The 22,706-nt window shown below is 59.4% G+C and carries 22 protein-coding genes and 1 pseudogene; 10 read left to right on the top strand and 13 right to left on the bottom strand.

Going from position 1 to position 22,706, the window contains the following annotated elements; translation table 11 throughout:
* Nucleotides 1-37: 37 nt before the first annotated feature.
* The 4 genes from ACXAEH_RS07080 to ACXAEH_RS07065 all read right to left on the bottom strand — a co-directional run bounded on the left by ACXAEH_RS07080 (nucleotide 38) and on the right by ACXAEH_RS07065 (nucleotide 4,101).
* Complete coding sequence (locus ACXAEH_RS07080; RefSeq protein WP_475031754.1) at nucleotides 38-2,170, bottom strand: transposase domain-containing protein; 2,133 nt, start codon at nucleotides 2,168-2,170, stop codon at nucleotides 38-40.
* Nucleotides 2,167-3,057, bottom strand: a complete 891-nt coding sequence (locus ACXAEH_RS07075; RefSeq protein ID WP_475031753.1) for a ParB/RepB/Spo0J family partition protein — start codon at nucleotides 3,055-3,057, stop codon at nucleotides 2,167-2,169. The genes ACXAEH_RS07080 and ACXAEH_RS07075 overlap by 4 nt, the downstream gene beginning before the upstream one ends.
* A gap of 128 nt (nucleotides 3,058-3,185) precedes the next feature.
* Entirely contained in the window at nucleotides 3,186-3,443 is a 258-nt protein-coding gene (locus tag ACXAEH_RS07070; protein ID WP_475031752.1) for a hypothetical protein, read from the bottom strand.
* A gap of 361 nt (nucleotides 3,444-3,804) precedes the next feature.
* Entirely contained in the window at nucleotides 3,805-4,101 is a 297-nt protein-coding gene (locus ACXAEH_RS07065) for a hypothetical protein (protein ID WP_475031751.1), read from the bottom strand.
* Between the two features lie 161 nt (nucleotides 4,102-4,262).
* Between ACXAEH_RS07065 and ACXAEH_RS07060 the strand changes: the two genes are divergently transcribed.
* The 3 genes from ACXAEH_RS07060 to ACXAEH_RS07050 all read left to right on the top strand — a co-directional run bounded on the left by ACXAEH_RS07060 (nucleotide 4,263) and on the right by ACXAEH_RS07050 (nucleotide 6,053).
* Complete coding sequence (locus ACXAEH_RS07060) at nucleotides 4,263-4,598, top strand: helix-turn-helix domain-containing protein (protein ID WP_475031750.1); 336 nt, start codon at nucleotides 4,263-4,265, stop codon at nucleotides 4,596-4,598.
* A gap of 174 nt (nucleotides 4,599-4,772) precedes the next feature.
* Nucleotides 4,773-5,375: a helix-turn-helix transcriptional regulator gene (locus tag ACXAEH_RS07055; protein ID WP_475031749.1), complete on the top strand. Its 603-nt coding sequence runs from the start codon at nucleotides 4,773-4,775 to the stop codon at nucleotides 5,373-5,375.
* A gap of 45 nt (nucleotides 5,376-5,420) precedes the next feature.
* Entirely contained in the window at nucleotides 5,421-6,053 is a 633-nt protein-coding gene (locus ACXAEH_RS07050; protein ID WP_475031748.1) for an acyl-homoserine-lactone synthase, read from the top strand.
* Between the two features lie 107 nt (nucleotides 6,054-6,160).
* Here the strand turns inward: ACXAEH_RS07050 and ACXAEH_RS07045 are convergent, their stop codons facing one another.
* The 8 genes and pseudogenes from ACXAEH_RS07045 to ACXAEH_RS07010 all read right to left on the bottom strand — a co-directional run.
* Nucleotides 6,161-7,255 carry a hypothetical protein gene (locus tag ACXAEH_RS07045; protein ID WP_475031747.1) on the bottom strand — a complete coding sequence of 365 codons (1,095 nt, stop codon included), beginning with the start codon at nucleotides 7,253-7,255 and terminating at the stop codon, nucleotides 6,161-6,163.
* 313 nt (nucleotides 7,256-7,568) lie between these two features.
* Nucleotides 7,569-8,072 (bottom strand): hypothetical protein, encoded by a 504-nt coding sequence (locus tag ACXAEH_RS07040; RefSeq protein WP_475031746.1) that lies wholly within the window; start codon nucleotides 8,070-8,072, stop codon nucleotides 7,569-7,571.
* Complete coding sequence (locus ACXAEH_RS07035; RefSeq protein WP_475031745.1) at nucleotides 8,065-8,415, bottom strand: hypothetical protein; 351 nt, start codon at nucleotides 8,413-8,415, stop codon at nucleotides 8,065-8,067. Before ACXAEH_RS07035 ends, ACXAEH_RS07040 begins: the two co-directional genes overlap by 8 nt.
* A 1,262-nt stretch (nucleotides 8,416-9,677) precedes the next feature.
* Nucleotides 9,678-10,547, bottom strand: coding sequence for a hypothetical protein (locus tag ACXAEH_RS07030; protein ID WP_475031744.1), 870 nt, complete (start codon nucleotides 10,545-10,547; stop codon nucleotides 9,678-9,680).
* Nucleotides 10,544-11,290 carry an AAA family ATPase gene (locus ACXAEH_RS07025; RefSeq protein ID WP_475031743.1) on the bottom strand — a complete coding sequence of 249 codons (747 nt, stop codon included), beginning with the start codon at nucleotides 11,288-11,290 and terminating at the stop codon, nucleotides 10,544-10,546. Before ACXAEH_RS07025 ends, ACXAEH_RS07030 begins: the two co-directional genes overlap by 4 nt.
* Nucleotides 11,291-11,353: 63 nt before the next feature.
* Nucleotides 11,354-11,971: a hypothetical protein gene (locus ACXAEH_RS07020; RefSeq protein WP_475031742.1), complete on the bottom strand. Its 618-nt coding sequence runs from the start codon at nucleotides 11,969-11,971 to the stop codon at nucleotides 11,354-11,356.
* Nucleotides 11,931-12,584, bottom strand: a complete 654-nt coding sequence (locus tag ACXAEH_RS07015; RefSeq protein WP_475035535.1) for a transposase domain-containing protein — start codon at nucleotides 12,582-12,584, stop codon at nucleotides 11,931-11,933. The genes ACXAEH_RS07020 and ACXAEH_RS07015 overlap by 41 nt, the downstream gene beginning before the upstream one ends.
* Nucleotides 12,585-12,605: 21 nt before the next feature.
* Nucleotides 12,606-13,063, bottom strand: a pseudogene (locus tag ACXAEH_RS07010) (integrase core domain-containing protein); the annotation flags it as partial.
* Here ACXAEH_RS07010 and ACXAEH_RS07005 point away from each other — a divergent pair.
* Nucleotides 13,042-13,326 (top strand): hypothetical protein, encoded by a 285-nt coding sequence (locus ACXAEH_RS07005; RefSeq protein WP_475031741.1) that lies wholly within the window; start codon nucleotides 13,042-13,044, stop codon nucleotides 13,324-13,326. The pseudogene ACXAEH_RS07010 and the gene ACXAEH_RS07005 sit on opposite strands and share 22 nt — an antisense overlap.
* Before the next feature lie 576 nt (nucleotides 13,327-13,902).
* Here the strand turns inward: ACXAEH_RS07005 and ACXAEH_RS07000 are convergent.
* Nucleotides 13,903-14,568, bottom strand: coding sequence for a hypothetical protein (locus tag ACXAEH_RS07000; protein WP_475031740.1), 666 nt, complete (start codon nucleotides 14,566-14,568; stop codon nucleotides 13,903-13,905).
* A 547-nt stretch (nucleotides 14,569-15,115) separates the two neighbouring features.
* Between ACXAEH_RS07000 and ACXAEH_RS06995 the strand changes: the two genes are divergently transcribed.
* The 6 genes from ACXAEH_RS06995 (at nucleotide 15,116) to ACXAEH_RS06970 (ending at nucleotide 22,666) form a co-directional block, all read left to right on the top strand.
* Nucleotides 15,116-16,288, top strand: coding sequence for an IS5 family transposase (locus ACXAEH_RS06995; protein WP_475030626.1), 1,173 nt, complete (start codon nucleotides 15,116-15,118; stop codon nucleotides 16,286-16,288).
* A 628-nt stretch (nucleotides 16,289-16,916) separates the two neighbouring features.
* Nucleotides 16,917-19,715, top strand: coding sequence for a [protein-PII] uridylyltransferase family protein (locus ACXAEH_RS06990; RefSeq protein WP_475031739.1), 2,799 nt, complete (start codon nucleotides 16,917-16,919; stop codon nucleotides 19,713-19,715).
* A complete protein-coding gene (locus tag ACXAEH_RS06985) occupies nucleotides 19,699-19,968 on the top strand; it encodes a hypothetical protein (protein WP_475031738.1) in 270 nt (89 codons plus the stop codon). Before ACXAEH_RS06990 ends, ACXAEH_RS06985 begins: the two co-directional genes overlap by 17 nt.
* Nucleotides 19,969-20,144: 176 nt before the next feature.
* Nucleotides 20,145-20,813: a DUF6778 family protein gene (locus ACXAEH_RS06980; RefSeq protein ID WP_475031737.1), complete on the top strand. Its 669-nt coding sequence runs from the start codon at nucleotides 20,145-20,147 to the stop codon at nucleotides 20,811-20,813.
* Between the two features lie 83 nt (nucleotides 20,814-20,896).
* Nucleotides 20,897-22,111: an RSP_2647 family RNA methyltransferase gene (locus tag ACXAEH_RS06975; protein WP_475031736.1), complete on the top strand. Its 1,215-nt coding sequence runs from the start codon at nucleotides 20,897-20,899 to the stop codon at nucleotides 22,109-22,111.
* 6 nt (nucleotides 22,112-22,117) lie between these two features.
* Nucleotides 22,118-22,666, top strand: coding sequence for an RSP_2648 family PIN domain-containing protein (locus tag ACXAEH_RS06970; RefSeq protein ID WP_475031735.1), 549 nt, complete (start codon nucleotides 22,118-22,120; stop codon nucleotides 22,664-22,666).
* The last annotated feature ends 40 nt before the right edge of the window (nucleotides 22,667-22,706 follow it).

Here is a 22,706-nt window from a genome sequence, read left to right as displayed (position 1 = left end):
CTTGGGGACCATCCAGGCGGCGGCTTTCCTTTTGAATTCACCCGGCGTTATCGCCGCCGAATGCCTGTTTCATTGCCGCCATCGCCTCGTATTCCGAGTGGCTCTGGTAGCCTTCCAGCCAAGCCGCCTCGCGCTCCCCAATGGGGGCACCGGCTTGCTGGCGGCGCTCGATATCCTGCGCCTGGCTGAACCGTTCTTCCGGAGTTGCAGCCACCTTGAAATCCTCCTGTTTTGACGACGGTGCGGCTTTCTTGCGCTTGGTGCCCATCTGCAGAATGAGGGCGTCCTGGGCAGCCTCGGCGCTGGGGTCCGAGTGCTGCTTGAAGGACGAAACCCTGGGGTTCTTGGGAAACACCGGCTTCACCACTTTGTCTTCGATCAGCGCCGTGGTTTCTTCGCGGTGCTTGTTCAGATCGGCTGCAAGCTGTTCTGGCGAAATCGGGGCGTGCAGTTCGGCCAGCTTCTTTTCGGCCTTGAGGATCTGTCGCTTGCGCTTGGCGGTAGCCCGCGCGCTCTCCAGGTCAAAAAAGCCGATTTTCTGCTGGCATTCGGCAAATCCCAGGTAGCTGCCTTCCGGGCTGTAAATATGGACGCCGCTGTGCAGGTCTTCCGGGTCGAAGCGCAACACGATCTTGCGGTCTGCTTCCTGGCTCATCCAGTCGCAGTGATAGACGTTGCCTTGGAAATTCAGGCTGCCGTTGTGCTTGTGCAGCTTGCCCGTTTCCTGGCCCATCAGCCAGAGATTGCGCTGCTCCTCGGTCGCCTTCAGGACATTGGCCGTGGCATAGCTGTCCGCAAAGGTCTCATCAAAGGAGCGGCCTTTGGCGGTGTCCGAACGGCGCCCGGTGCGGGCGTTGTGTTCTTCAATGCCTTCCTCCAGGACTTCGAGGAACTCCGCCAGATTTACCGCGCGGCTGCCGTAGTTCTCCGGCTTGGCGGTTGGTCGGTTGCCGACATAGGCACCAGCAAAGCGAGGGTCCTTGGCAATGTCGCTGGCAATGTCCCGGAAGGCCCGTTCAATCGGTTTGGCCTGGCCATGTGCCGGGGTTGCCCAGTGCATCTTGATGCCAAGCTGTGGCAGCACCCCAATTGGATCGTCCTCCCGGATTTTGAACCGGAAGCGGGTAGGGGCGCCGGCCGTCATCCATTTGTTGGCAAACTCATGGCCGTTGTCGAACAGGCAGCGTTTGGGGATGCCCCATTTGTCGGCCATTTCGCCAAAGGCGGCCATGACCATGACCTTGTTGGGGTCGTGGTCCACCCGCCAGGACAGGATCTTGTTGGAGAAAAGGTCCTGAAAGGCGATGATCTGGGGCCGGTTGATGGTGCCGTCGGGCCATTTCACAAAGACGTCGATCTTGTGGCAGTCGGCGTTCACGGCCTCCATAGCCGAGAGGGAGGAGCGGTCGCGGATCTGCGCAGGATAGCAGCGCATCAACCCGCGCGGGCCTTCCCGGCGGAAAATCTGGACGGTGCGCGGGACTTCAGCATCCACCCAGCGCTTTGCCGTCTTCTGGATCGGGAAGGGCCAGCCGTTCCTGTCGGCCTGTTTCTTCGCAGCCCGGTAACATTGCGCAAAAGTGGGGCCTTCGAACTGCAGAAAAGCGCTCTTCAGCCAGTCCATGAATGGCTTGTACTGCTCCCGGTCTGCTTTCCTGGTGCGCTTCTTGGGCGGCTGTGGCGCCAGGTAGGCAAGGTGATCCGCCGCCGCGATACCTTCGACCAGGGAAAGCCAATTATAGACTGTCCGCGGGCTGACCTTCAGATCTGCCGACACGATTTCCACTGCATGAACCTGTGTGGTGCCGCTGTGGTTCAGCAACTCGACCTTGTGCAGGGCGTCCAGCCGCCGCTGGCCTTCGGACTTGGCTTTCGCCGGCAAACCTTCATAGGTCACCCACGCGGTTGTCCGGTCAGGGCGCTCGGCGGGAGCTTTAATGTCCGTTTCAAGCAGCTTTAAACGGGCTTCAAGCGGCAGCAGCGACCATTTGAAGAGGAGCCCGCCACCGCGCCCGGGCTTGCGTTTCAGGTTGCCAGGGCTCTTTGTCCAGCCTTCGCGCTCGGCGTAGGCATTCACGCCGCGAACGCTGGCAGGCAGGCCCGGCAAGCTCGCGGCTGCAATGTCAGCTGCCGACCACCATTCCTGTTTGGGAGACAGTTCCTCGGTCACTGCGCGGCCTCCCGTTTGCTGGAGAACGGTACAACTTCGCCAGGGGCTGCCTGCTCCTGCGCCTCGGCCAGAAGCTCCTCAAGGGCTGAACGGTGAACGCGAACAAACTGCAGTCGGGCGGCCTTGCTTGCGCGGGCGAAGGCATCTCCAATCTTGCCGGCTTGCGCATCCGGGCCGGATTTGACGGCCGCACCAGAGGCTTTCTTGCGGTCAAGCACCTCCTTGGCTGACTTCGCCTGGCCGTCGCCCAGGGCTTGGCAAATTGCGCTGCGGTCATCTGCCTCGCCGCACTTGGCGATCTGTTCCAGATCCGTGAATTGCACCTTGTTCGGTGCTTGCCGGAGCAGGGCGATTTCTTCCTTGGACAAGTTCGTGCCAACGCTGATCAGACGGCGGATGTGGCGCTCGCCTTTGCCGAAAGTTTCGGCGGCGCTGGCGGCAAATGATCGTACGGACATAATGTCCGTACATTCGCCACGGCGTGCTTGATTGGCCTTGAAAGCTCGCTTGGCTTCGGGGTTATCCAACTCATACAGCCTCTTGTGGGCCGCAAGGAAAACAGCAGCATCCAGTGGCGTCATCGGCGCCGCGGCCAGGTTTAGGCTGACTTCCCAACGCAGGGCCTCATCATTGGTGCACTCCCTGACTTTCACTGGCACATCTTCCAGGCCGACCTTGATAGCAGCGGTCAGGCGGTGCAGGCCGTCAATCAGTCGGTAACCACCTTTCACCCGGCGAACGGTCAAAGGCTTCTCAATTTCACCGTCTTCTAGAATTGAAGCTGCGATACTATTGACGGCGGTGGGATTGGCCGGTCGCAAACGCTCTTCCACTTGGATATCAGCAACCGGGAGAATTTGAGGCTTTCGCGAATTTGGAGGGGTCATTGGGGATGCTCCATCTTGTTGAAATTTTGAGTGTTCGGGGGATGGCCTGCTGTTCTATGCAGCATGGCCGACGGCGTCAGCGCGCAGGCGGGGCTTGAAGTTGCCCCTTATGATCTGCGCGCCGGGCATCAGGGGCAGCCTGCGGTTTCCAGCGCCGCGAACTCTTCGAAGCTGTCTAGGAAACCATTGGCGGCAAGGCCTCTGACCTGGAGGGCAATCTCTTCCTGGGCCTCAGCTTCCAAACGGGTCAGTTCGTCGACCACTTCAGCGCGGCGCCCGACAGTGGGCCAACTGCGCCGGCGGGCTTCTGCGAGCCGCCCTACAGCAGTCATGAGCTGTTCCCGCAGGTCGGCATAATTCGCTGCTGAAACCTGCAGTTTGCGCACGCGGTCTGCTGGCGTCAGGGGCAGGGAAACAATTGGGTGGTTCATTTCAGGAAGGCTCCAAACAGAAACAGAAAAGGCAGGGTGAACGCACAGGCCGAGCCAATTGCGTCACCCGCCAGGTCGGCTAGTCGGGGCCACCATTCGCGCGCTTTCTGGCCCCAGCCAGCCGAGAAATGCGGCGAAGCTGGGACCCGTTCCGGCGAGTGGTAAGCGGGAAGAAAAGGCCCCGGCAGCGCATCCCCATGGCTGCCGGGAAGTTGATCCAGGCCGCTGCGGGCAGGCGAGCGGGACTGGCCGTAGTTGTGAGGCTGTTTGCGGCTTGAAGCATGGGGTATCTGAAAACGCATCCAGCGGGCTCCAATCACTTCGAACCAAGGATAGAGGAGAGCTGCTCGATCTGGATCGGATCGAGGTTGACCCCATAACGAACAGCATCAGTCAAAATTTGCCGCTGAAGCTCATAGGCGTGTTCCAGCTTCAGGTTGTTCGGGTTCTTGAGGAAGTTTGAAACCCGGTTCTTTGAACCCGGCTTTCCTTCTTCCAGTAGGTAATGGCTTGCGCGAGTAGGGAGACGCTCCAGTGACGCCTTCACCCACTGAGCAAACTGCTGTGGGGAGGGCATTACCGGAACAATGTGCTGTTGAGGTGTATTGATCATTGCTGCCTCACATTATGATGAGGCTAGAAAATCATAAGTGATTATGATTTGCAACGTTAAATTATGAATGCTTTCATAAAATATGATAACCTGCAAAAAAATACAGGTTGAGAAAATCACATGTCAGCGTGATAACCTGTCCACCAACATGGAGACCGGGTATGGATGGTGTGGACTGGGATAGGCGGCGGCGAAACATTCGCATATTGATGGCCGCACAGGGTACAAACCCAACGAGTGTTGCAAACTCGGTTGGCTTGTCACCTAACACGCTGTCGAAATTTACCAGCGGCTCGACTGCTACACTTAGCCAAAGAACCATTTCGAAAGTTGTTAACGCGCTTGGTTTGTCCGCCGCTGAAGATCTGGACACGGATGATCCTCTGAACAACCCGAGAGCAGTTCTGCGCCAGTTGATCGAAGATCTCCCAGAGGAAGTCCTGGATTCACTGCGTCGGGAGTTAGAGGTTCGGTTTTCGGACCACTTGAAAGACTAGCGCGCTCAATCACAACCAGAATTGCGTCCAAGAGCGTCTCCTGTGGGAGGCGCTCTATTGCTTTGTGGATGTCGTCGCGTGGAGACCTCATCGCAGGTCCTGTGTTGGTGTTGACATGTTATGAAAAATCACGCTAGATTATGAAAATACTCACTTGAGAGGATAGTTTTCACAATGATGCAATTTATGCAAGAAAGATTTTCCGGATATGGCTATGTCGTGCTAGCGCCAGGCGAGGTGCCGACCTCAGCCGAAACCAGCTTCGGGGACGTGTGGCATCAAAAGTACTTCGAAAATGAGTTCCACAAGATCGACCCAGTCTTTGAATTCAATCGGCTATCCCGTGGGCGCTCAGGTGTCCGGCTGTTGTCGTCAAGAGACATGGCTTCGCCCTTGTATGAAGAAGCCCGCCCCTTTGGAGCGGACAGCAATTTCATTTCGATTTCAGTTCTGGGAGGCAGCAAAATGGTGTTTGGTGGAGTGAACCATGACTTGAGTGAGCAATCGGCACGTGACCTTCACGGCGCTTGCCAGGCAGCGCACCGAGCGGCCCTACTGAAGAGGGTGGACGAGTTGTCAGATGCCCAAGTGGACTTCATGGAGATGTGCGAGGAAGGTCTTTTAGATAAGCAGATTGCTAGCGAACTCGGCGTGTCTGTTTCGGCAGTGGCTCAACGCAAGAAAGCTGTTTGCAGCAAGCTCGGCGTGGGGCAGTTCAGGGCGGCCCTGTCGCTGTACTCCCTAAGGAAGTGGAGCGGAATCATTCCTTTGATCTGAAGATTCCTTTGAGGTAAAATCATAATCCGTTATGTATTCTGGATAATGCGGATGATATCCACACACCTCGTTGACCTGACCAATCAAGAAAGCAGGGTGGACCTTTACACCGCCTGCCTACAGTTGCGCAGAGATGTATTCATCTCTTCAATGGGTTGGAACTTGCACGAAAGCTATGGATGTGAGTTCGATCAATACGACATACCCGCCTCAGTCCACATAGCTGCAGTTGCAAGTGGTAGCCTCGTTGGCTGCATCCGGTTGCTGAGAACTGACAGTGAACATAGTGGTACCACCTACATGATCCTGGATGCCCATAGAGGCAATATTCCGAACCTGCCCTCTGAAATTATGCAGGAAGAGATTGCGGCAAGAGACGTCTGGGAGGCTTCGCGTTTGGCAATCAGTTCGTCGGTGGAGCCAAATGACAGAAATGCAGTCCTGATCTCTCTGATCAAGGCTGCCAGGGAGCACGTTCTGAGCAATGGCGGCAAGACAATGCTTGGACTTATGAACCCTGTGTTTCTGCGCGTGTTCCGGAGAGCCGGCTTTGTGGTGGACAGGTTCGGGCCAGTCGCCGAGCAGCGAGATGGGCGGATATGTGTTCTTCGTTGGGACTTCGAGGCAAAGGTAGAAATGGCCGTAGTCGAACCGTCGCCAGAGCAACTAGTTCATTGAACATAATGGCGCTTATGGGGCTTTGAACGGGATCAGCCTGCACCAACAATCTGATCCTAGATCATTGCGTCCTTCGCTCATTGCTGCTGTGCTTCCCTGGCTGAGCTTCAGGCTAATAAAGCAGTCAAGGCAGGGAGGAATGGAGCAAAGACTGTCATATGATTTGCCGCGGAAGCCATGAAGGTTTGATACTCCTGAATAAACCCTTCAGCCCCCTGTGTATCTTCCATCCTTTGGATGGCAGCCTTCAGTTCGTTGAGCGTTTCTGTCTTTAGATCTGCTTCTTCTGCAGCTTTTCTCAATTCGTTGAAGACAGTATTGGCCTGGGACATCGCTGCGTAGTTAGTGGAGTAGTCTTCGGAGTTGATGTTTACACGTGCGTTTGGGCCGTTGACGTGGTTGATGATTGTATGCGGAGCAGGAGGAGGAGAGTCGCTTCTCCGAATTTTAGCCTGATAGTGAGGTTTGATATGAGGAGGGATGCCTGCTTGGTAACCAGGGTCGGTCACAATGAACTCTTCATCAAGGCCGGACTGAAGAGGGCGCAGGAAACGGTCCCCGGGGGCTATGGGGAGCGAAGTGTCAAACGTCATGGCAAGCCCTTCGGTGATCAGCCCTGGGATATTCTCCTTCCGACCTGATCCGTCATTTTTAACAAACGTGAGCTTTTCCGACATCATTCGTTCAACCACGTAAATATCTCCCTTCTCCAGACAAATCGTGCAGTAAGAATCTAACAAACTTTGGGCTCGTGCTTCGACGGCGCAGCTGTCAGAGCCTGCCCACTTTCCTCGATCGTGTTGTGGCGGGAAATTTATCCCATCACCGCGCAAGATACGGTCCTTTTCAATTGCCTTAAACCGAATGCTAGCTGAGAACATGATCAGTATCGATGCGGCTTCCTGAATTGCTTTCTCTCTCACGGCCCTTGGATTAGATGGTAGCTGACCCTCGACAGCGTCAAAGAATGCAGAGACTTTTAGTCTGCGATAACGAGATATAGTATCCCAGTACACGCAGACAGCTGTTCCGCTGTAGGAAATGCCTCCGAAGCAGATTGGGCGGCCTTGGAAGCTATCAATTTCGACAGCGTTATCCCGGCCGATCTGGTGCCATTTGAAGAACCACTCGTTTTCCATCCGCAAAAGCTCAGCTTGGACGTCGAGTTCCAGCCTTTGTGCAATGGTTGTTTGATACGACAAACCTGATTCCTAAAATCACTTGGGAGTCTGTTACTCGAAACTAGCCAACACCTGCGCGGATGAAAACTACTGCCGCTACTGATCAAACGCAGGGAGAGCGTCGTTGGTATCCGCGGCTGCGCTGCCCTGTCGGCTGACTTAGGTATCCCTGACCAAAATGGCGCTTGTGGTGCCGCTAAGGTGAACATAAGTGCGCTTTTTATTGCAAGGACATCGTAAAGCGGTGGCGGGGCAGGGCGTCTGAATGTTGAGGGAAGCAGCGCCTGGTCGCGAGAAGAAACCGCGCTACCGAAAAGAGTTGAATAGTAGCGAATTACTGCTGTTCGCTACCGTTCCTTACTCTTGCGTCCAAGCCTTCCAATGCGTTCAGAATGAGGTTTAACCTCTTGTCCTGTTCGCGATCTCGTACGGCTTGTGTCTCTTCGATCCGGGAAACTGTATTGTTAACAATTGCTGATGCTGCAATCCCCCCGTCGAACCTATCATATGCGAAGGCTGCAATCCCAAAAATGGCCACGACACCGGTGGCAACAACGCCAGCTATTTGCCAAATGCTTGGTGGCGTTGGTCGTGCGTTCATGTTGGCTTGAAGCACGTCAATTCTAGCGAGTACCTTTGTGAAACTAGCATCGTTTTGAGCTTTTACGCTTTCGATCTTAGCGTCCACGTAGTCTTTCGCATCGGTATTCACGGTAGGCTTCCTTCCTCCTTCGGTACCGACGCTGGACGCATAACGCACGGTTTCGGGTTCATCTTCATCATTAAATAGGGCGAGCACTTCTGCGCCGCCACTTCCTGACGGGTCGAATTTACTCATTATTGCTGGACCCGGCCTGCGGCTCAATAGGAGCCTCTGGTGTCGAGCCTTCTTGCGCGCCCGGAGTTATTGACTTGAATTGTGACAAGTTTCTGCTGAAAAAATCTGTAATTCGTTCAAAGGCAGCGAAAGGCATCACCAGCCGTTCGACCGTTTCAATGTAGATTTTAGGGGCTCCGGCTCCGGCGGTGGTGGCTGGCACAACTGTTCTGGTCAAGTTGCATACGACACAGCCGTCTTGGATACTTATTCCGTGAATGCCGTCGATGTAGGTGGTCGGAGCGGTACCTTCGTCAATCACCTGCATTGCAATCTGGGTGTCGGAATCGGCGCTATCAGCCATTGATGCTCTCCAAAGTTCAGGCGTGTGTCACCCGGCAGGGTAGTTTCGACTCGGTTGATTGCAATTTAGCGAAGCGTGTAGGGTTGGCAATAGTGGATAGCTTACGGGGCGGTGTACAGTAGCGGTCGCGAATGGCTCCAAATCCGTTCCAAGTTTGAAACGCCATTTCTTGCCAATGATTGTGCATAATCTTATGTTTTTGCTAACTAAATCCCGTTCTTGGAAGTGTCGGCAAATTTTTGAGGCTAGTTCCAAGTTCGGGAATGCGATTTCAGGAGCCCGCCCGCCGTGCTCCTGCGTTAAAACCCTGTTTTACGGGCCTTTCATGGGTGTTTGAGAGTTTGCAACGGGAAGTGTCCCAGATTTGCCTTCAGGCGCCATTTTGGCCATTTTACCGGGTACTGAAGGACAAACGCTCCGGGCCTTTCCTCAGCCTTAAACCTTCCTGAAAGCCCTTTTTAATATGGCCCCATCCGGGTTCTTCCGGCTTCATCCGGTGTCTTCCGGTTACTGCAGTATCAAGTGTCCCCTAACACGGGTTGTAGCGGGTGTAGCGGGACACTTCCCGTTTCAGTGCGGGACACTTCCCGTTGCAGCAACTCATTTTTGAATTTTGCCTGATTTTCAAAGGTTTCCGGGAGTGTTTCAGCTCCTGGAGAAACTCTCTGGGCGCAGTGTTCGGGACACTTCGGATTGCTGTGCGGGACATTTCCCGTTGCAAATTTCCGAGTTCCGCCGCGCAAACCGTTTAAAATCGCCGGGCGGCAAAGGTCTTTAAAGGGTGTTTGAAGGGTGTTTTACGGTTTGAACGCTTCCGGAGGTGTTTCGACGCGCCTGTCGGAAGCCGCCCCGTCCAAGGGGTTCACATCTGGCGAGTACGACAATACCCCGGTGAACTCGTCCCGTTTGCCGCAGTTGGTTCGGCGGCCCTTGGTCCGGCCGATGGAACTAGACAGGGCGGCCGGGTGGGATACCGGGGCGGAGTGGCCGCTAAGGCAATCAGGGTAAATGACGTGTATGGTCATGGGAGCTTCCCGGTCCGTTTCAGAAAACTGGGAAAAGCTGAAATTGAAAAAGTACTATGAAGAGAAGTGGGAGTGGGAATCGCCCCCTCTGATTTAGTTGTTGTCTTGGCGTCCACACCTTGCTTCTCGGTACATCAAGTAAACCAATCCTAAAACAGCAAGTGCCGCAATAACTTCGAAAGCTCCGTTGCCTGGGAGATTAGTATCTTTTCCCTTTTCCTGAAGGCGCGCAGAATTTCAGAACGCTTCTGGTGCGTAGACGATCTTGCCGGAATTGTTGTCGATAACGACCGTTATGGTCCGCTTTTGGAGCGGCAGCGGGCCGGTGTTCTTAATCAGGAGCAAAGAGCTTTCAGCCTTCAGAACGCGGGTGCGGGCGGCAATGCGGAGGTAGCCTGCCAGGCGCAGGGTCCTGCAATACTTCAGAATGTACTCCTGGGAGATATCAGGACGGGCCGGTGACAGCGCGGCGTACAGATCAATGGGCCGGAACCAGCGCTGCTGGCGTATCGCGGACCAGATGGTACCTTCCTTGGTGCCGCGCTTGCATTTGGCATCCTGCCGGGCTTCTTCGGGCGTCTTCACGGTCAGGAATGTCTTGCCCTGGCTGCGGCCCCAAACCCGTATCACGCCGGTTTGCTTCAGGCGGTTAAGAAACCGCGTCCGGATCGCTTCCGCGGCACAGTTAGCGGCCACATCTGCCGAGGTGAAATAGGGCCGCTCGGAGATGTATTTCCAGATCTGCCGCTCTTCCGGGCTGCGCGGTTCCGGCGTCGGGATTTCAATCTCGGCGCCGGTCTCGCGCATCTTGCCCAGCAGTTGGTCCAGGCGCTGCAGTGACCAGGCCGTGTCCAGCTCGCGCCCGTTGGCCGCGGCAATGATTTCTTTGGCCTCATCAACGCCCCAAACGGTATAGAACCGGGTGCAGCCATCGCGGCCGCATTCTGTGACCACGCCCTGGCGCTGCAGGGCGCGCAGGAAGTTCTCCCGCGCCCAATCGCTGGCCTCGCAATGGGTGGCGACTTCGTAGTGGGTGAACCGCAACCGGGTCTGGATGAACTCCAGGATCTCTTTTTCGGCGGCGTTGCGGGTGGTGGCCTGGATCATTTCAGCAGCCCCGCACGCGGACGAGGCGCATCTTTGCGGCGGAATTCCATGTCGCCCCAGTCCGATTTGGACATGGTTTTAAGGCCAAGCTTGCCCGCCTCGCTTTTGACCTGGGCAAGGTCTGTCACCATGCGCCGCACATTGCCGGTGTTGCGTTCCAGGATGGAATTCAGCAGGTCATTCGCAATTTCGATGCCCTCGGCATAAACGCCAGCAAGCAATTGGGCATCCTTGAGGGTGGCCGGCTGGGCCGCCGCCCTCAGCATGACCCGGCTGTCGATCAGCTCGAACTTCTTGAGCTTATGCGGAAACTCTTCCATGCCGATCATGACAACCGGTGTGTCCGATCCATCGTGCAAGTCCCGGATCAGTTCGATAATGCCGCGCCGGAAGGTATAGTCGGCTTCATCGACAATCAGCGTGCGGCCATCCTGGGCTAGCCCTTCACAGGCCTGCAGAACCATGTCCGGAACAACCCGCTTGGGCGAGATGCCGAGTTCCAGCAGCAGCCGTTCCAGAAAGGTCTTCTTGGTCCAGTCGCCCTGGATGGAAATATGGATGACGTCAAAGGCAGAGGCGCAGAAAATGGCACCGAACGTCTTTCCGTAACCGGGGTAGCCGTAGAACACCCCGAGGCCGGGCATACCGAAAACCCGGTTCTGCAGCTCTGTCACCATTGCCGCCATTCTCGCAACGTTGGTCAGCGGCTGCACGCTGTTGCCGATCTCCAATGTCTGTGTCATGCTCGCTCCTAGTCAATCAGCGCCGTCGCCTTGGGGTCCATCCAGGTGGCTTTCCTTTTGAATTCACCCGGCGTTATCGCCGCCGAATACCTGTTTCATTGCCGCCATCGCCTCGTATTCCGAATGGCTCTGGTAGGCTTCCAGCCAGGCTGCTTCGCGCTCCCCAATGGGACCGCCGGCTTGCAGGCGGCGCTCGATATCCTGCGCCTGGCTGAACCGTTCTTCCGGTGTGCCTGCCACCTTGAAATCCTCCTGTTTCGGCGACGGTGCGGCTTTATTGCGCTTGGCGCCCATCTGCAGGATAAGGGCGTCCTGGGCCGCTTCGGCGCTGGGGTCCGAGTGCTGCTTGAAGGATGAAACCCTGGGGTTCTTGGGAAACACCGGCTTCACCACCTTGGCTTCGATCAGCGCCGTGGTTTCTTCGCGGTGCTTGTTCAGATCGTCTGCAAGCTGTTCCGGTGAGAACGGGGCGTGCAGCTCGGCCAGCTTCTTCTCGGCTTTGAGGATCTGGCGCTTGCGCTTGGCGGTCGCCCGCGCGCCCTCCAGGTCAAAGAAGCCGATTTTCTGCTGGCATTCGGCAAAGCCCAGATAGCTGCCTTCCGGGCTGTAGATATGAACGCCGCTGTGCAGGTCTTCCGGGTCAAAGCGCAGTACGATCTTGCGGTCTGCCTCCTGGCTCATCCAGTCGCAGTGATAGACGTTGCCGTGGAATTTCAGGCTGCCATTGTGCTTTGTGCAGCTTGCCGGTTTCCTGGCCCATCAGCCAGAGATTGCGCTGCTCCTCGGTCGCCTTCAGGACATTGGCCGTGGCAAAGCTGTCCGCAAAGGTCTCATCAAAGGAGCGACCCTTGGCGGTGTCCGAACGGCGCCCGGTACGGGCGTTGTGTTCTTCAATGCCTTCCTTCAGGACTTCCAGGAACTCCGCCAGGTTTACCGCGCGGCTGCCGTAGTTTTCCGGCTTGGCGGTTGGGCGGTTGCCGACATATGCACCGGTAAAACGAGGGTCCTTGGCAATGTCGCTGGCAATGTCCCGGAAGGCCCGTTCAATTGGTTTGGCCTGGCCATGTGCAGGGGTTGCCCAGTGCATCTTGATGCCCAACTGGGGCAGCACCCCAATTGGATCGTCCTCCCGGATTTTGAACCGGAATCGGGTAGGGGCGCCGGCCGTCATCCATTTGTTGGCAAACTCATGGCCGTTGTCGAAAAGGCAGCGCTTCGGGATGCCCCAGTTATCGACCATCTCGCCAAAGGCGGCCATGACCATGACCTTGTTGGGGTCGTGGTCTAGCCTAATCTGACTGGTCCGGTTTGATTGTTAGTGCATGATTGGCCTCGGCTCCATCGGAATGATGGTTTCTGGAGCCGGGGGCCTGTAGCCCAATGCACTGTGGGGTCGTTTTGTGTTGTAGTGTTTTCTCCAGCTTTCGATGATGATCTGCGCCTCCCTCACCGAATAGAATATCTCGCGATTGAGCAGTTCGTCCCGCATCCGGGCGTTGAAGCTTTCAACGTATCCGTTCTCCCAAGGGCTTCCGGGTTCGATGAAGGCGGTCTCCCGACAGCCTCAATCCAGGCCCGCACGTCATTGGCAACAAACTCCGGCCCATTGTCGCTTCGAACGAATGCCGGCGGCCCGCGGAGGATGAACAAGTCCGTTAGGGCATCCATCACGTCGGTCGAGTTGAGTTTCCGTTTCACCCGGATCGTCAGGCATTCAAGGCTGAACTCGTCCAGAGTGTTCAGCGTGCGAAATGCTTTCCCATCGTCGGTTTTCCGAACTGACCTCGGAAGTGTCTTCGTCTGCAGAAGAGCAGTTTACCGGGCTTACAGAAATCAACACTGGTGTTTCGCATTTGGACAGCGTCACCCAGCAGAATGCCGCAATGGTGGAGGAAACCACCGCAGCAACCCGCACCATGCAGCAAGACGCCCGCGCTCTGGCGGACCTGGCCACAACCTTCAAAGTTCGCGCATCACCAGTCCAGTCCCAGGCTGAATTTAACAGCATGGATGTTGGATTGCGCCTGGCAGGTTAGATTTCTCCTGTTATACGCGGGCACTGCTTAGGCGTTGGCAATGCGCCTAAGCTGCTTAGCCGCGAGCAATTCTGTTTTACATATGAGCCCTCAGCGGTCGTTGTCCTTGGTGCGGCCCTTCGCTTGCGCAGAACGTCGGTCACAGCCCAAAGCAGATATGATCTTGGCACATCCTGAGATGCGTGCTGTCTGAAGGGCGGTCGGATTCCGGTCATTCTTCGCATGCGAAAAAAATTATTGTGAAGAAGCTAAAGCGGACCTTGATCACAGGATCATATCCGTCGCGATAAAGGTCGGCGATAAGCTGATAGCGTTGCGCACAAGGCGTGACGCTCTTTTTTGTTGCCCTGAAACACTCTCAGTTTGCGTTGGCTGTATTCTTCTTCGTTCGTCATGAAAACTTCCTTCACCCCCACTTGGGCAGTTTACAGGAAGCGTTCCGAGAGTCCGTGCATATCCACAATCGGCTCAGTCAGCGACGGCTTGAGCGCGGGCTGCATTTTATGTCACGGGTCTGGCGCGCAGCTTTGCGAGCGCCGCGTCCACGGCGGACTGTTCCTACAGCATCTACGCTCATCAATTCCGCTCCTCTAGCCATAGGCGTTTCTCAGTTAGCAGATGGTCAAACAGATACGGCAAAGTCATCGTCCCCAACTCCGTCGACTGCCATGTCCCCCCACTCGCCTTTATCAGTTTGAGCGTTTCCATGGCTCTGAACTCTCTCGCCTTGATCGAAGCATCGGCAATCGGCCAGTTGGGACGCAAAGAGGTGGACCGCATCATGTGTAGGAGTTTGCTTGGCATCTTGTCGAAGCTCTTTCGGTTCGCAGCAATTCCTTTGGACGTTCGCACCAGGTCTTTTGGGGTCAGGCTATCGACCAAGCTTGCTGCAACAAAACCCAAAAAGTGGAGCTGCTGCGCGTTCCGCAGTTGCCACTGCGCCATGGTTCCGTGCAGATCAACTTCCACACGATCCAAATAACCGAACCGAGTCAGGCGGCCATAAAGCTCATGTGTAACTGTTCCTTTGGATGTCATCAGTCCTGCAGTTTCGCCTGCGCGGGCGCTTTCTAGCGCGCCAATCATCGCGGATCGGTCTCCAACGCTCAGGCCCTGGACCAGGAAGAAACACTCTGCGAACCACAGCGGCGCTTTGATTTCATATGTGTCGGTCGACACCTGCATGGGCTCTTGCGCCCCATTCACAAGGCTGCGGAGCCGTTTCCTCAAAAGACCAAACATAGCTAGAGCGACTCCTGATCTGCCGGATCTGTCAGGTCGATCCAGATCGTTGTGGTTTCTCTGTAAATGAACCCAATTTTCCGAAATGTCGCAATGTCTGCGATCGTGACTGGGCCCACAAAAGAACGAGAGTTGCCGTACTGTTCTGGGGTGGGGAGGCGCGGCGGCGAGCCGGGGATCTGATGGATGCCCGGCCCGCAGAGGTCAACGGAGAAGCGGACGTTCGAGGTCGCATCAGCGAACGGTCGACATGAGCCCACAGCTGCCGTCGGCCAAGTGGAGGCCTTCGCATGCGCGGCATGTAGTGAATGGTGCAAAGCGTACAAAACAGCCTTCTGAATTGGCTAAAGAGCCTCACCATTCGCACAAGCGATCGCGTAATCTATCTCTTCAGTCGAAAGTTCCGGATGATCCGAAACATAGTTTTTGATCAAGCCCTCAGTTCTTGGATGAGCAACGTGGTTTAGCAGGCTGCTGAAGAAGTCGGCTCTCGACGCGGCCTGAGGAACATGATTCACCCTCAGCACAATTTCGGCGGGGGTTGGTGATGCGCGGGACGGACGAAGCGAGCGGATCGCTTTTCAGCTATGTCGATCTGGAAGAGCGCATCCCAGCACGGCACCCTCTCCGCAAGATCAGGCAGGTGGTCAACGACGCGCTGGCCAGTCTGGATGCCGATTTCGAGGCGGTCTACACCGATTTCGGCCGCCCCTCGATCCCGCCGGAACGGCTGATCCGGGCCAGCCTGCTGCAGATCCTGTTCTCAATCCGCTCCGAGCGGCAGTTGATGGAACAGATGCAGTATAATCTGCTGTTCCGCTGGTTCGTGGGCCTCGGGATCGACGATCCGGTATGGGTGCCGACGGTGTTCACCAAGAACCGCGACCGGCTGCTGACGGCCGACATGTCGCGCAAGGTGATGGCGGCTATCCTGGCGCATCGCGAGGTCGCGCCGCTCCTGTCGGACGACCACTTCTCGGTCGATGGCACGCTCATAAAGGCCTGGGCATCGATGAAGAGTTTCCAGCCGAAGTCGGCGGGCACGCCGCCCGGCGATGATAGGCCGGATGACCCGCCCGCGACATCCATTGCCCCTGCCGCACAACCCGCCCAGACCGAACCCGAGACCGCTCCAATGCCCCGCTACAGCCGCCGCACCCGAAATCCCGAGGTCAACTTCAAGGGCGAGAAGCGTTCGAATGCGACCCATGCCTCGGTCACCGACCCGGACGCACGGCTCTATAAGAAATCCCCTGGCACAGGTGCGGTGCTGTGCTTCATGGGGCATGCGCTGATGGAGAACCGGCACGGGCTGGTTGTGCAAGGCGACCTAACCCACGCTGACGGCCGCGCCGAGCGAAAGGCTGCGCTGGACATGCTGCACCGCCACTCCCCCGGATCGACCCGGCGGCTGACCTTGGGAGCCGACAAGGGATACGATGCGGCCGAATTCGTCGCAGATCTCCGCCAGGCCTGCGTCACCCCGCACGTCGCCAGGAAGGCGCGGCATTCAGCAATCGACGGTCGCACAACCCGGCACAAAGGCTATGCCCTGTCCCAGAAGCACCGCAAACGGATCGAGGAGGCGTTTGGCTGGGCCAAGACCGTTGGCGGCATGTCCCAGACCGTCTATCGCGGCGCCGAACGGGTGCAGTCGCGCTTCATCCTGACGCTCGCAGCCGGAAATCTCGCCCGGCTGCCCCGGTTGCTGGCGGAATGAGGCTGGAGGGGGGGACGCAGGCCTGCTTCCAGCCACCCAATCCGGAAGACCGATGAGAGAACTCATTCCACCACGGAGAACAGCGTCCCACTGGCCTGACTAATTCAGCGGCCTGTTAGGGAGCTCGAACTGCTCCAGAAGGAGAACGGACGCTTCAGGAAAACGGTTTCTGACCTGACGCTGGATAAGCGGATCCTGTCGAAGCAGCACAGGGAAACTTTTGAGCCTCTCCTGCCGCCGTGCCTGCATTATGCAAGTACGAAGCCAGTTCCAAGTGCTCGAGCGGTGCGCCCGCCGTGTCCAAACAGGCGGCTGTTCCTGTTTGTGCGGCTCAGCTTGGGAAAGCGCGGTTATGCCCGGTCCCTGGCTATAGGCAGGTGCTGAAAATTCGTGAGCCAATTCCTGAAACGGCAAAAATCACACCAAAACAGGTGGTGCGGATTACCGGCCCCGGTGACCAAAACACTCTTTACTCACTCTTAATACAACTCCGGAGACGGAGCATAACCGTACCGTTAACACTAATTTGAACGGTTGGTAAAAGACAGGCAGGTATTCCTGACCCTAGGTCAAGCTTGCGCGCAATTGAGCCATTGACGCGCCGGGGCCGGCGGAACAGTGTCAGGGCATGAGCACGGCCTTGAAAATTTCCCGCATTCCCCGTCCCTTCGACCCGGATCTTGGCGCCGAGGCACGCGGCCTGGTGCCGGAACTTTCCGGCGATCTGGCAGATCTTGTGGCAGGGGCTTGCGGCTCCAGCCCTTATCTCAAGGAATTGACCGCGCGTGAATCGGTCTGGCTCCCGGAAGCCTTGCGGGATCCGGCGGCGGCGCTGGAACTGGTGTTTGACGGCTGCCGGGCGCTGGCAGGGGCGCAGTTGAAACCGGGGCTGCGCCAGGCCAAGCGGCAGGTGGCGCTGCTGACGGCGCTCTGCGATCTGTCCGGCGGCTGGAGCCTGGAACAGGTGACCGGCGCGCTGACGGACTTCGGGGCGCTCTGTGCCGATGTGGCCATCAAGGCGGAAATCGCCACTCTGATCCGGCGCAAGAAGCTGCCGGGCCTGACGGAGGATGACGTGGAGACCGCAGGCGGCCTGACCATCCTGGCGATGGGCAAGATGGGCGCGCATGAGCTGAACTACAGTTCGGATATCGACCTGATCTGCCTGTTTGATGAAACCCGCTTCGACCCGGATGATTTCTATGAGGCGCGCCAGGGCATGGTGCGCGCCACCAAGAACATGAGCGCGGTGCTCAGCGACCGCACCGGTGACGGCTATGTGTTCCGTACCGACCTGCGGCTGCGGCCGGACCCGGCGGTGACGCCGGTCTGCCTGGCGATGGAGGCGGCGGAGCGCTACTACGAAAGCCTGGGCCGCACCTGGGAGCGGGCCGCCTATATCAAGGCACGCCCCTGCGCCGGCGACATCGCGGCAGGGGAGCGGTTCCTGAACACCCTGCGCCCCTTTGTCTGGCGGCGGCATCTGGATTTTGCCGCCATCCAGGACGCCCATGACATCCGCCTGCGCATCCGCGAGAACAAGGGCACCGGCGGCGCAATCCATGTGCCCGGCCATGACATGAAACTGGGCCGCGGCGGCATCCGGGAGATCGAGTTCTTTACCCAGACCCGGCAGCTGATTGCCGGCGGGCGCGACGAGAGCCTGCGCCTGCGCGGCACCGTCGAGGGGCTGGCGGCGCTGGCAGAGAAAGGCTGGGTGCCGCAACAGGCGGCAGAGCAGCTCAGCGCCCATTACCGCGCCCACCGCGAGGTCGAGCACCGCATCCAGATGGTGCATGACGCCCAGACCCACCGGATGCCCAAGTCCGAGGATGGCATCGCCCGGGTGGCCTGCCTGATGGACCGGGACCCGGATCAATTGCTGGCGGAGATCGAGACCCGCCTGGAAGATGTGCATGCGCTGACCGAAGGCTTCTTTGCCCCGGGCGGCGGGCCTGCGCCCCTGCCGGACGACACGGCTGAGCTGGACGGGGCCATCATTGCCCGCTGGCCAACCTATCCGGCGCTGCGCTCAAGCCGCGGCGCGCGGATCTTCGAACGCCTCAAGCCGGATCTTCTGGCGCGCGTCGCCAAGACCGCCAAGCCGGCCGAGACCTTGGTGGCGCTGGACGGTTTCCTGGCGGGACTGCCGGGCGGCGTGCAGCTGTTCTCGCTGTTCGGCGCCAACCCGCATCTGATCGACCTGCTGGTCGACATCGCCGGCACCTCGCAGGAACTGGCCAGCTTTCTGTCGCGCAACTCGGCGGTGTTCGACGCGGTAATCGGGGGCTCCTTCTTCGACGACTGGCCAAGCCGGGCCCGGCTGCTTGCCGATCTGAAACACCGGCTGGCGCAGGAAAGCGACTATGAGGCCAGGCTCGACGCTGCCCGCCGCTGGTGCAAGGAATGGCACTTCCGTATCGGGGTGCACCACCTGCGCGGCCTGACCGACGGGCATCAGGCCGGGGCGCAGTACGCCGAACTGGCCGAAGTGGTGATCGCCTGCCTCTCGCCAGAGGTGGTGGCGCAGTTTGCCCGCAAGCACGGGCCCCCGCCGGGCCGCGGCGCGGCGGTGCTGGCGATGGGCTCGCTTGGGGCCGGGCAGATCAATTCGCAATCCGACCTGGATGTGATCGTCATCTACGATCCCGGTGACGCGGAGATGTCCGACGGCAAACGGCCGCTGGCCACGCGGCCCTATTTCGCGCGCCTCACCCAGGCCTTTGTCACTGCCTTGTCGGCGCCGATGGCGCAGGGGCGGCTCTACGAGGTCGACATGCGCCTGCGCCCCTCCGGCACTCAGGGCCCGGTGGCGGTCAGCCTCACGGGCTTCACCCGGTACCAGCAGAACGAGGCCTGGGTCTGGGAGCATCTGGCACTGACCCGCGCCCGGGTGGTTGCCGGCGAGGCCTCTCTGGCGGCCGAGATCGAAGACTTCCGCGCCAGCTTCCTGCGCCAGCCGCGCGAACGCACCAAGGTGCTGGCGGAGGTTTCGGAGATGCGGGCGCGGCTGTCGGCGGCCAAGGCGCCCTCCGGCGTCTGGGATGCCAAGAACGGGCCCGGCCGGATGATGGACATCGAGCTGACCTCGCAAGCCGGTGCGCTGACCTCCGGCTCGGTGGCCCGCGATGTGGCCGCAGGCCTGCGCGGCGCTGTCGCTGCCGGATGGCTGAGTGACGCTGACGCAGAATACCTGCAGGGCAGTTACCGCTTATTCTGGTCCGTGCAAAGCGCAGCGCGGCTGCTCTCCGGCAAGGCCATCGAGGCGGACAGGATCGGGGAGGGCGGGGCGCAGTTCCTCTGCCGCACCACCGGATACGCCCGGCTGGACGCGCTGGAGCAGGAACTGCAAGCCCGCTACACGCGCTGCGCCGCGATCATTGCAGGGGCCTTGGAAAGGGATGAGGCGGATGAAGGGCAGCACTGAACAGGACCCGCGCGGTCTGATCTACGAATCCTACCGGATCGACGGCATCACCGATGCGCAATGCCGCAGCATCTTCTTTGACTGGGCATTGGGCATGGACGCGGCCCGCGACAGCCGCGCGGACATCCAGGCGCTCTTGGAGATGTACGGCAACGGCCAGCCGGAGCATCCGATGACCGCGGTGCTGCGCGACGGGCTGGAAGGCGCCGAAAAACCGCGCCGCCGCGGCGGCTGGCGCTCGCGCGACCGGTAAGCGGTGTTGCCGGATATGGCCGGGGCAAAAGTTACCCGGTCATAAACATTCGTTAATTTTTCGCTAAATTGGACGCAAATTGTCCCAATTCCGCCCCGATTGGGCGGCACCTTGCCCTTGTCCCCGCCACCGGACCCTCACCCGGCAGCGGCTGAAGAATGGTAAGGAGAAGCCCCATGAACATCTTCCGCAGCCTCGCGTTTGTCTCCCTTGGCCTGATGGTGTCCGCCTGTGCCTCGGTTGATGTGCCCTCGCGCAACCTGCCGTTCGAAGCGACACCCGATGCAGCCGTGCAAGTGCCCGAGGGCTATGAAACCCTGCCGCAGATCGACCCGCTGCCAGCCCTGCGGGTGAGCAGTGTCACGGTTGAAGTGCCCCGCACCCTGACCGTTTCCGAAGCCAACAGCTATCTGCCCAAGGGCGACATTGTCTGGCGCGAAGACCCGTTCGGCGACCGTTACGTCCAGGTGCAGGCGATTGTGCAGCGCGCGATGGAGGCAGGCAGCGCCGGTCTTGAGGGCCCGATCACCGCCCATCTGAACGTTGAGGTGCAGCGCTTCCACGCGCTGACCCAAAAGGCCCGTTACACCACCGGCGGCATCCACGCGATCACCTTCAAGATGCGCCTGACCGATCCGGCCACCGGCACCTTGCTGCGTCCCGAGAAAGTGGTCGAGGCCGACCTCAAAGCCTTTGGCGGCGCCCGCGCGCTTGAGGCGATGACCCGCGGCCAGACCCAGAAGGTGCGCATCACCGGCCATCTGGCCAATGTGATCCGCCAGGAGCTGACCAGGCCCGGCAGCTATCAGAACGCCCGCCTGGGCCTGCTGCAGGCCTTCCAGTAAACCGGCAGCCGGCGGAAAACTTCTTGCAAAGAGGGGCCAGGCGGCCCCTTTTCCTGTTGCGGGCTTAAGGATAAGAGGGGGCCATGACAGCCTCCCCCGATGCGCCGCAGCGCCCCCGCGTGAAAATGAAGCCCAAATCCAACGCCCGCGCCATCCGGCACGGGTTTCCCTGGGTCTACGCCAACGAACTGGTCACCGACCGCCGCACCCGCAAGCTGGCGCCTGGCACCCTAGCGGTGCTGGAGGATGAGGCGCAACGGCCCCTGGGGCTGGTGTCGGTCAATCCCGAAAGCAAGATCATCGCCCGGATGCTGGACCGCGACCCGGAGGCGCAGATCAGCCAGGCCTGGTTCGCCGCCCGCCTGTCGCGCGCGCTGGAAATGCGCGAGCGGCTCTATGACGCGCCGTTCTACCGGCTGGTTCATGCGGAATCCGATGGCCTGCCCGGCGTGGTGATCGATCGCTTCGGGGGCACTTGCGTTGTGCAGCCCAATGCCGCCTGGGCCGAGGCGCATCTGGATGCGCTCACCGCCGCCCTGGCAGAGGTGACCGGCGCGGAGGTGATCCTGAAAAACGCCTCCGGCCGCACCCGCTCCCTGGAAGGCCTGGATGATCAGAACCAGACTCTCCTGGGCGAAGCCCCAGCGGCTCCGGTGCCGGTGCTGATGAACGGCGCCACCTACATGGCCGACCTCACCGGCGGCCAGAAAACCGGCCTGTTTTTCGATCAGCGCGAGAACCACGCCTTTGCTGCCCGCCTCACCGCACCCGGCGCCAAAGTGCTGGATGTCTTCTCTCACGTCGGCGGCTTTGGCCTGGCGATGCTGGCAGGCGGGGCAGGGCAGGCCACCTGCGTTGACGGCTCCGCCGCGGCGCTGGAACTGGCCGCCCAGGGTGCTGAGGCCAGCGGCTTCAATGACAAATTCACCGCCCGCCAGGGCGACGCCTTCGACGTTCTGGCAGCCCTCAAGGAAGAAGGCGAAAGCTTTGACGTGGTGATCTGCGATCCGCCCGCCTTTGCCCCCTCGAAACAGGCGCTGGAGGCCGGCTTGCGCGCCTATGAACGCGTTGCCAAACTGGCCGCGCCGCTGGTCAAACCCGGCGGCTACCTGGGCCTCTGCTCCTGCTCGCACGCCGCAGACCTGGCCAGGTTCCGCAACGCCTCGGCCCGCGGCATCGGCAAATCCGGCCGCCGCGGCGCCCTGATCCACACCGGGTACGCCGGCCCCGACCACCCGCAGCTGCCGCAACTCGCCGAAAGCGGCTATCTCAAGGCCGTCTTCTTCCGGCTGGACTGACCCCTGGTGAAGCTGCTCCTGGATACCTGCGTCCTCTATCCGACGGTGATGCGCGAGATGCTGCTGGGCGCGGCCAGGCTGGGGCATTTCACCCCGCTCTGGTCCGCCCGCATCCTGGGTGAATGGGAGCGCGCGGCCCTGAAACTCGGCCCTGAAGGCGCCGCCCAGGCCAAGGCGGAAACCGCTCTGATCCGCGCTCATTGGCCCCAGGCCGAAGTGCCCCCGTCACCGGGCACCGAGGCCCGGCTCTGGCTGCCCGACAGCGCCGACACCCATGTGCTGGCCGCCGCCATCACCGGCCACGCCGACGCCATCGTGACGGTCAACAACAAGGATTTCCCGCGCCACACCCTGGCCGAGGAAGGGTTGGAGCGCCTTGGCCCGGATGAGCTGCTCTACCGCTTCTGGCTGCAGGACAGTGCCGGAATGGAAGCCCTCGGCGCCCAGGTGCTGGCCGAGGCCAACCGCCTGTCGGGCGGCGGCTGGCAGATCCGCCCGCTCTTGAAAAAGGCGCGGCTGCCGCGCCTCGCCAAGGCCTTGTCTTCTTCTTTGTGAAAATACTCCGGGGAGTTTGAGGGGCCGGCCCCTCAAGGCC

This window comes from Leisingera sp. ABM4_060 (genome assembly GCF_056158765.1).
Note: the sequence above shows the minus strand (reverse complement) of the source record. Positions and strands in the feature narration are given on the sequence as shown.

Coding starts and splice junctions, on each gene's coding strand:
- ACXAEH_RS07050 (WP_475031748.1), top strand. CDS start 5,421: ATGCGGATGATATCCACACACCTCGTTGACCTGACCAATCAAGAAAGC.
- ACXAEH_RS07065 (WP_475031751.1), bottom strand. CDS start 4,101: ATGATCAATACACCTCAACAGCACATTGTTCCGGTAATGCCCTCCCCA.
- ACXAEH_RS06980 (WP_475031737.1), top strand. CDS start 20,145: ATGAACATCTTCCGCAGCCTCGCGTTTGTCTCCCTTGGCCTGATGGTG.
- ACXAEH_RS07030 (WP_475031744.1), bottom strand. CDS start 10,547: ATGATCCAGGCCACCACCCGCAACGCCGCCGAAAAAGAGATCCTGGAG.
- ACXAEH_RS07005 (WP_475031741.1), top strand. CDS start 13,042: ATGCTTTCCCATCGTCGGTTTTCCGAACTGACCTCGGAAGTGTCTTCG.
- ACXAEH_RS07055 (WP_475031749.1), top strand. CDS start 4,773: ATGATGCAATTTATGCAAGAAAGATTTTCCGGATATGGCTATGTCGTG.
- ACXAEH_RS07025 (WP_475031743.1), bottom strand. CDS start 11,290: ATGACACAGACATTGGAGATCGGCAACAGCGTGCAGCCGCTGACCAAC.
- ACXAEH_RS06975 (WP_475031736.1), top strand. CDS start 20,897: ATGACAGCCTCCCCCGATGCGCCGCAGCGCCCCCGCGTGAAAATGAAG.
- ACXAEH_RS07060 (WP_475031750.1), top strand. CDS start 4,263: ATGGATGGTGTGGACTGGGATAGGCGGCGGCGAAACATTCGCATATTG.
- ACXAEH_RS07040 (WP_475031746.1), bottom strand. CDS start 8,072: ATGAGTAAATTCGACCCGTCAGGAAGTGGCGGCGCAGAAGTGCTCGCC.
- ACXAEH_RS07075 (WP_475031753.1), bottom strand. CDS start 3,057: ATGACCCCTCCAAATTCGCGAAAGCCTCAAATTCTCCCGGTTGCTGAT.
- ACXAEH_RS07020 (WP_475031742.1), bottom strand. CDS start 11,971: ATGAGCCAGGAGGCAGACCGCAAGATCGTACTGCGCTTTGACCCGGAA.
- ACXAEH_RS07035 (WP_475031745.1), bottom strand. CDS start 8,415: ATGGCTGATAGCGCCGATTCCGACACCCAGATTGCAATGCAGGTGATT.
- ACXAEH_RS06995 (WP_475030626.1), top strand. CDS start 15,116: ATGCGCGGGACGGACGAAGCGAGCGGATCGCTTTTCAGCTATGTCGAT.
- ACXAEH_RS06990 (WP_475031739.1), top strand. CDS start 16,917: ATGAGCACGGCCTTGAAAATTTCCCGCATTCCCCGTCCCTTCGACCCG.
- ACXAEH_RS07000 (WP_475031740.1), bottom strand. CDS start 14,568: ATGTTTGGTCTTTTGAGGAAACGGCTCCGCAGCCTTGTGAATGGGGCG.
- ACXAEH_RS06985 (WP_475031738.1), top strand. CDS start 19,699: ATGAAGGGCAGCACTGAACAGGACCCGCGCGGTCTGATCTACGAATCC.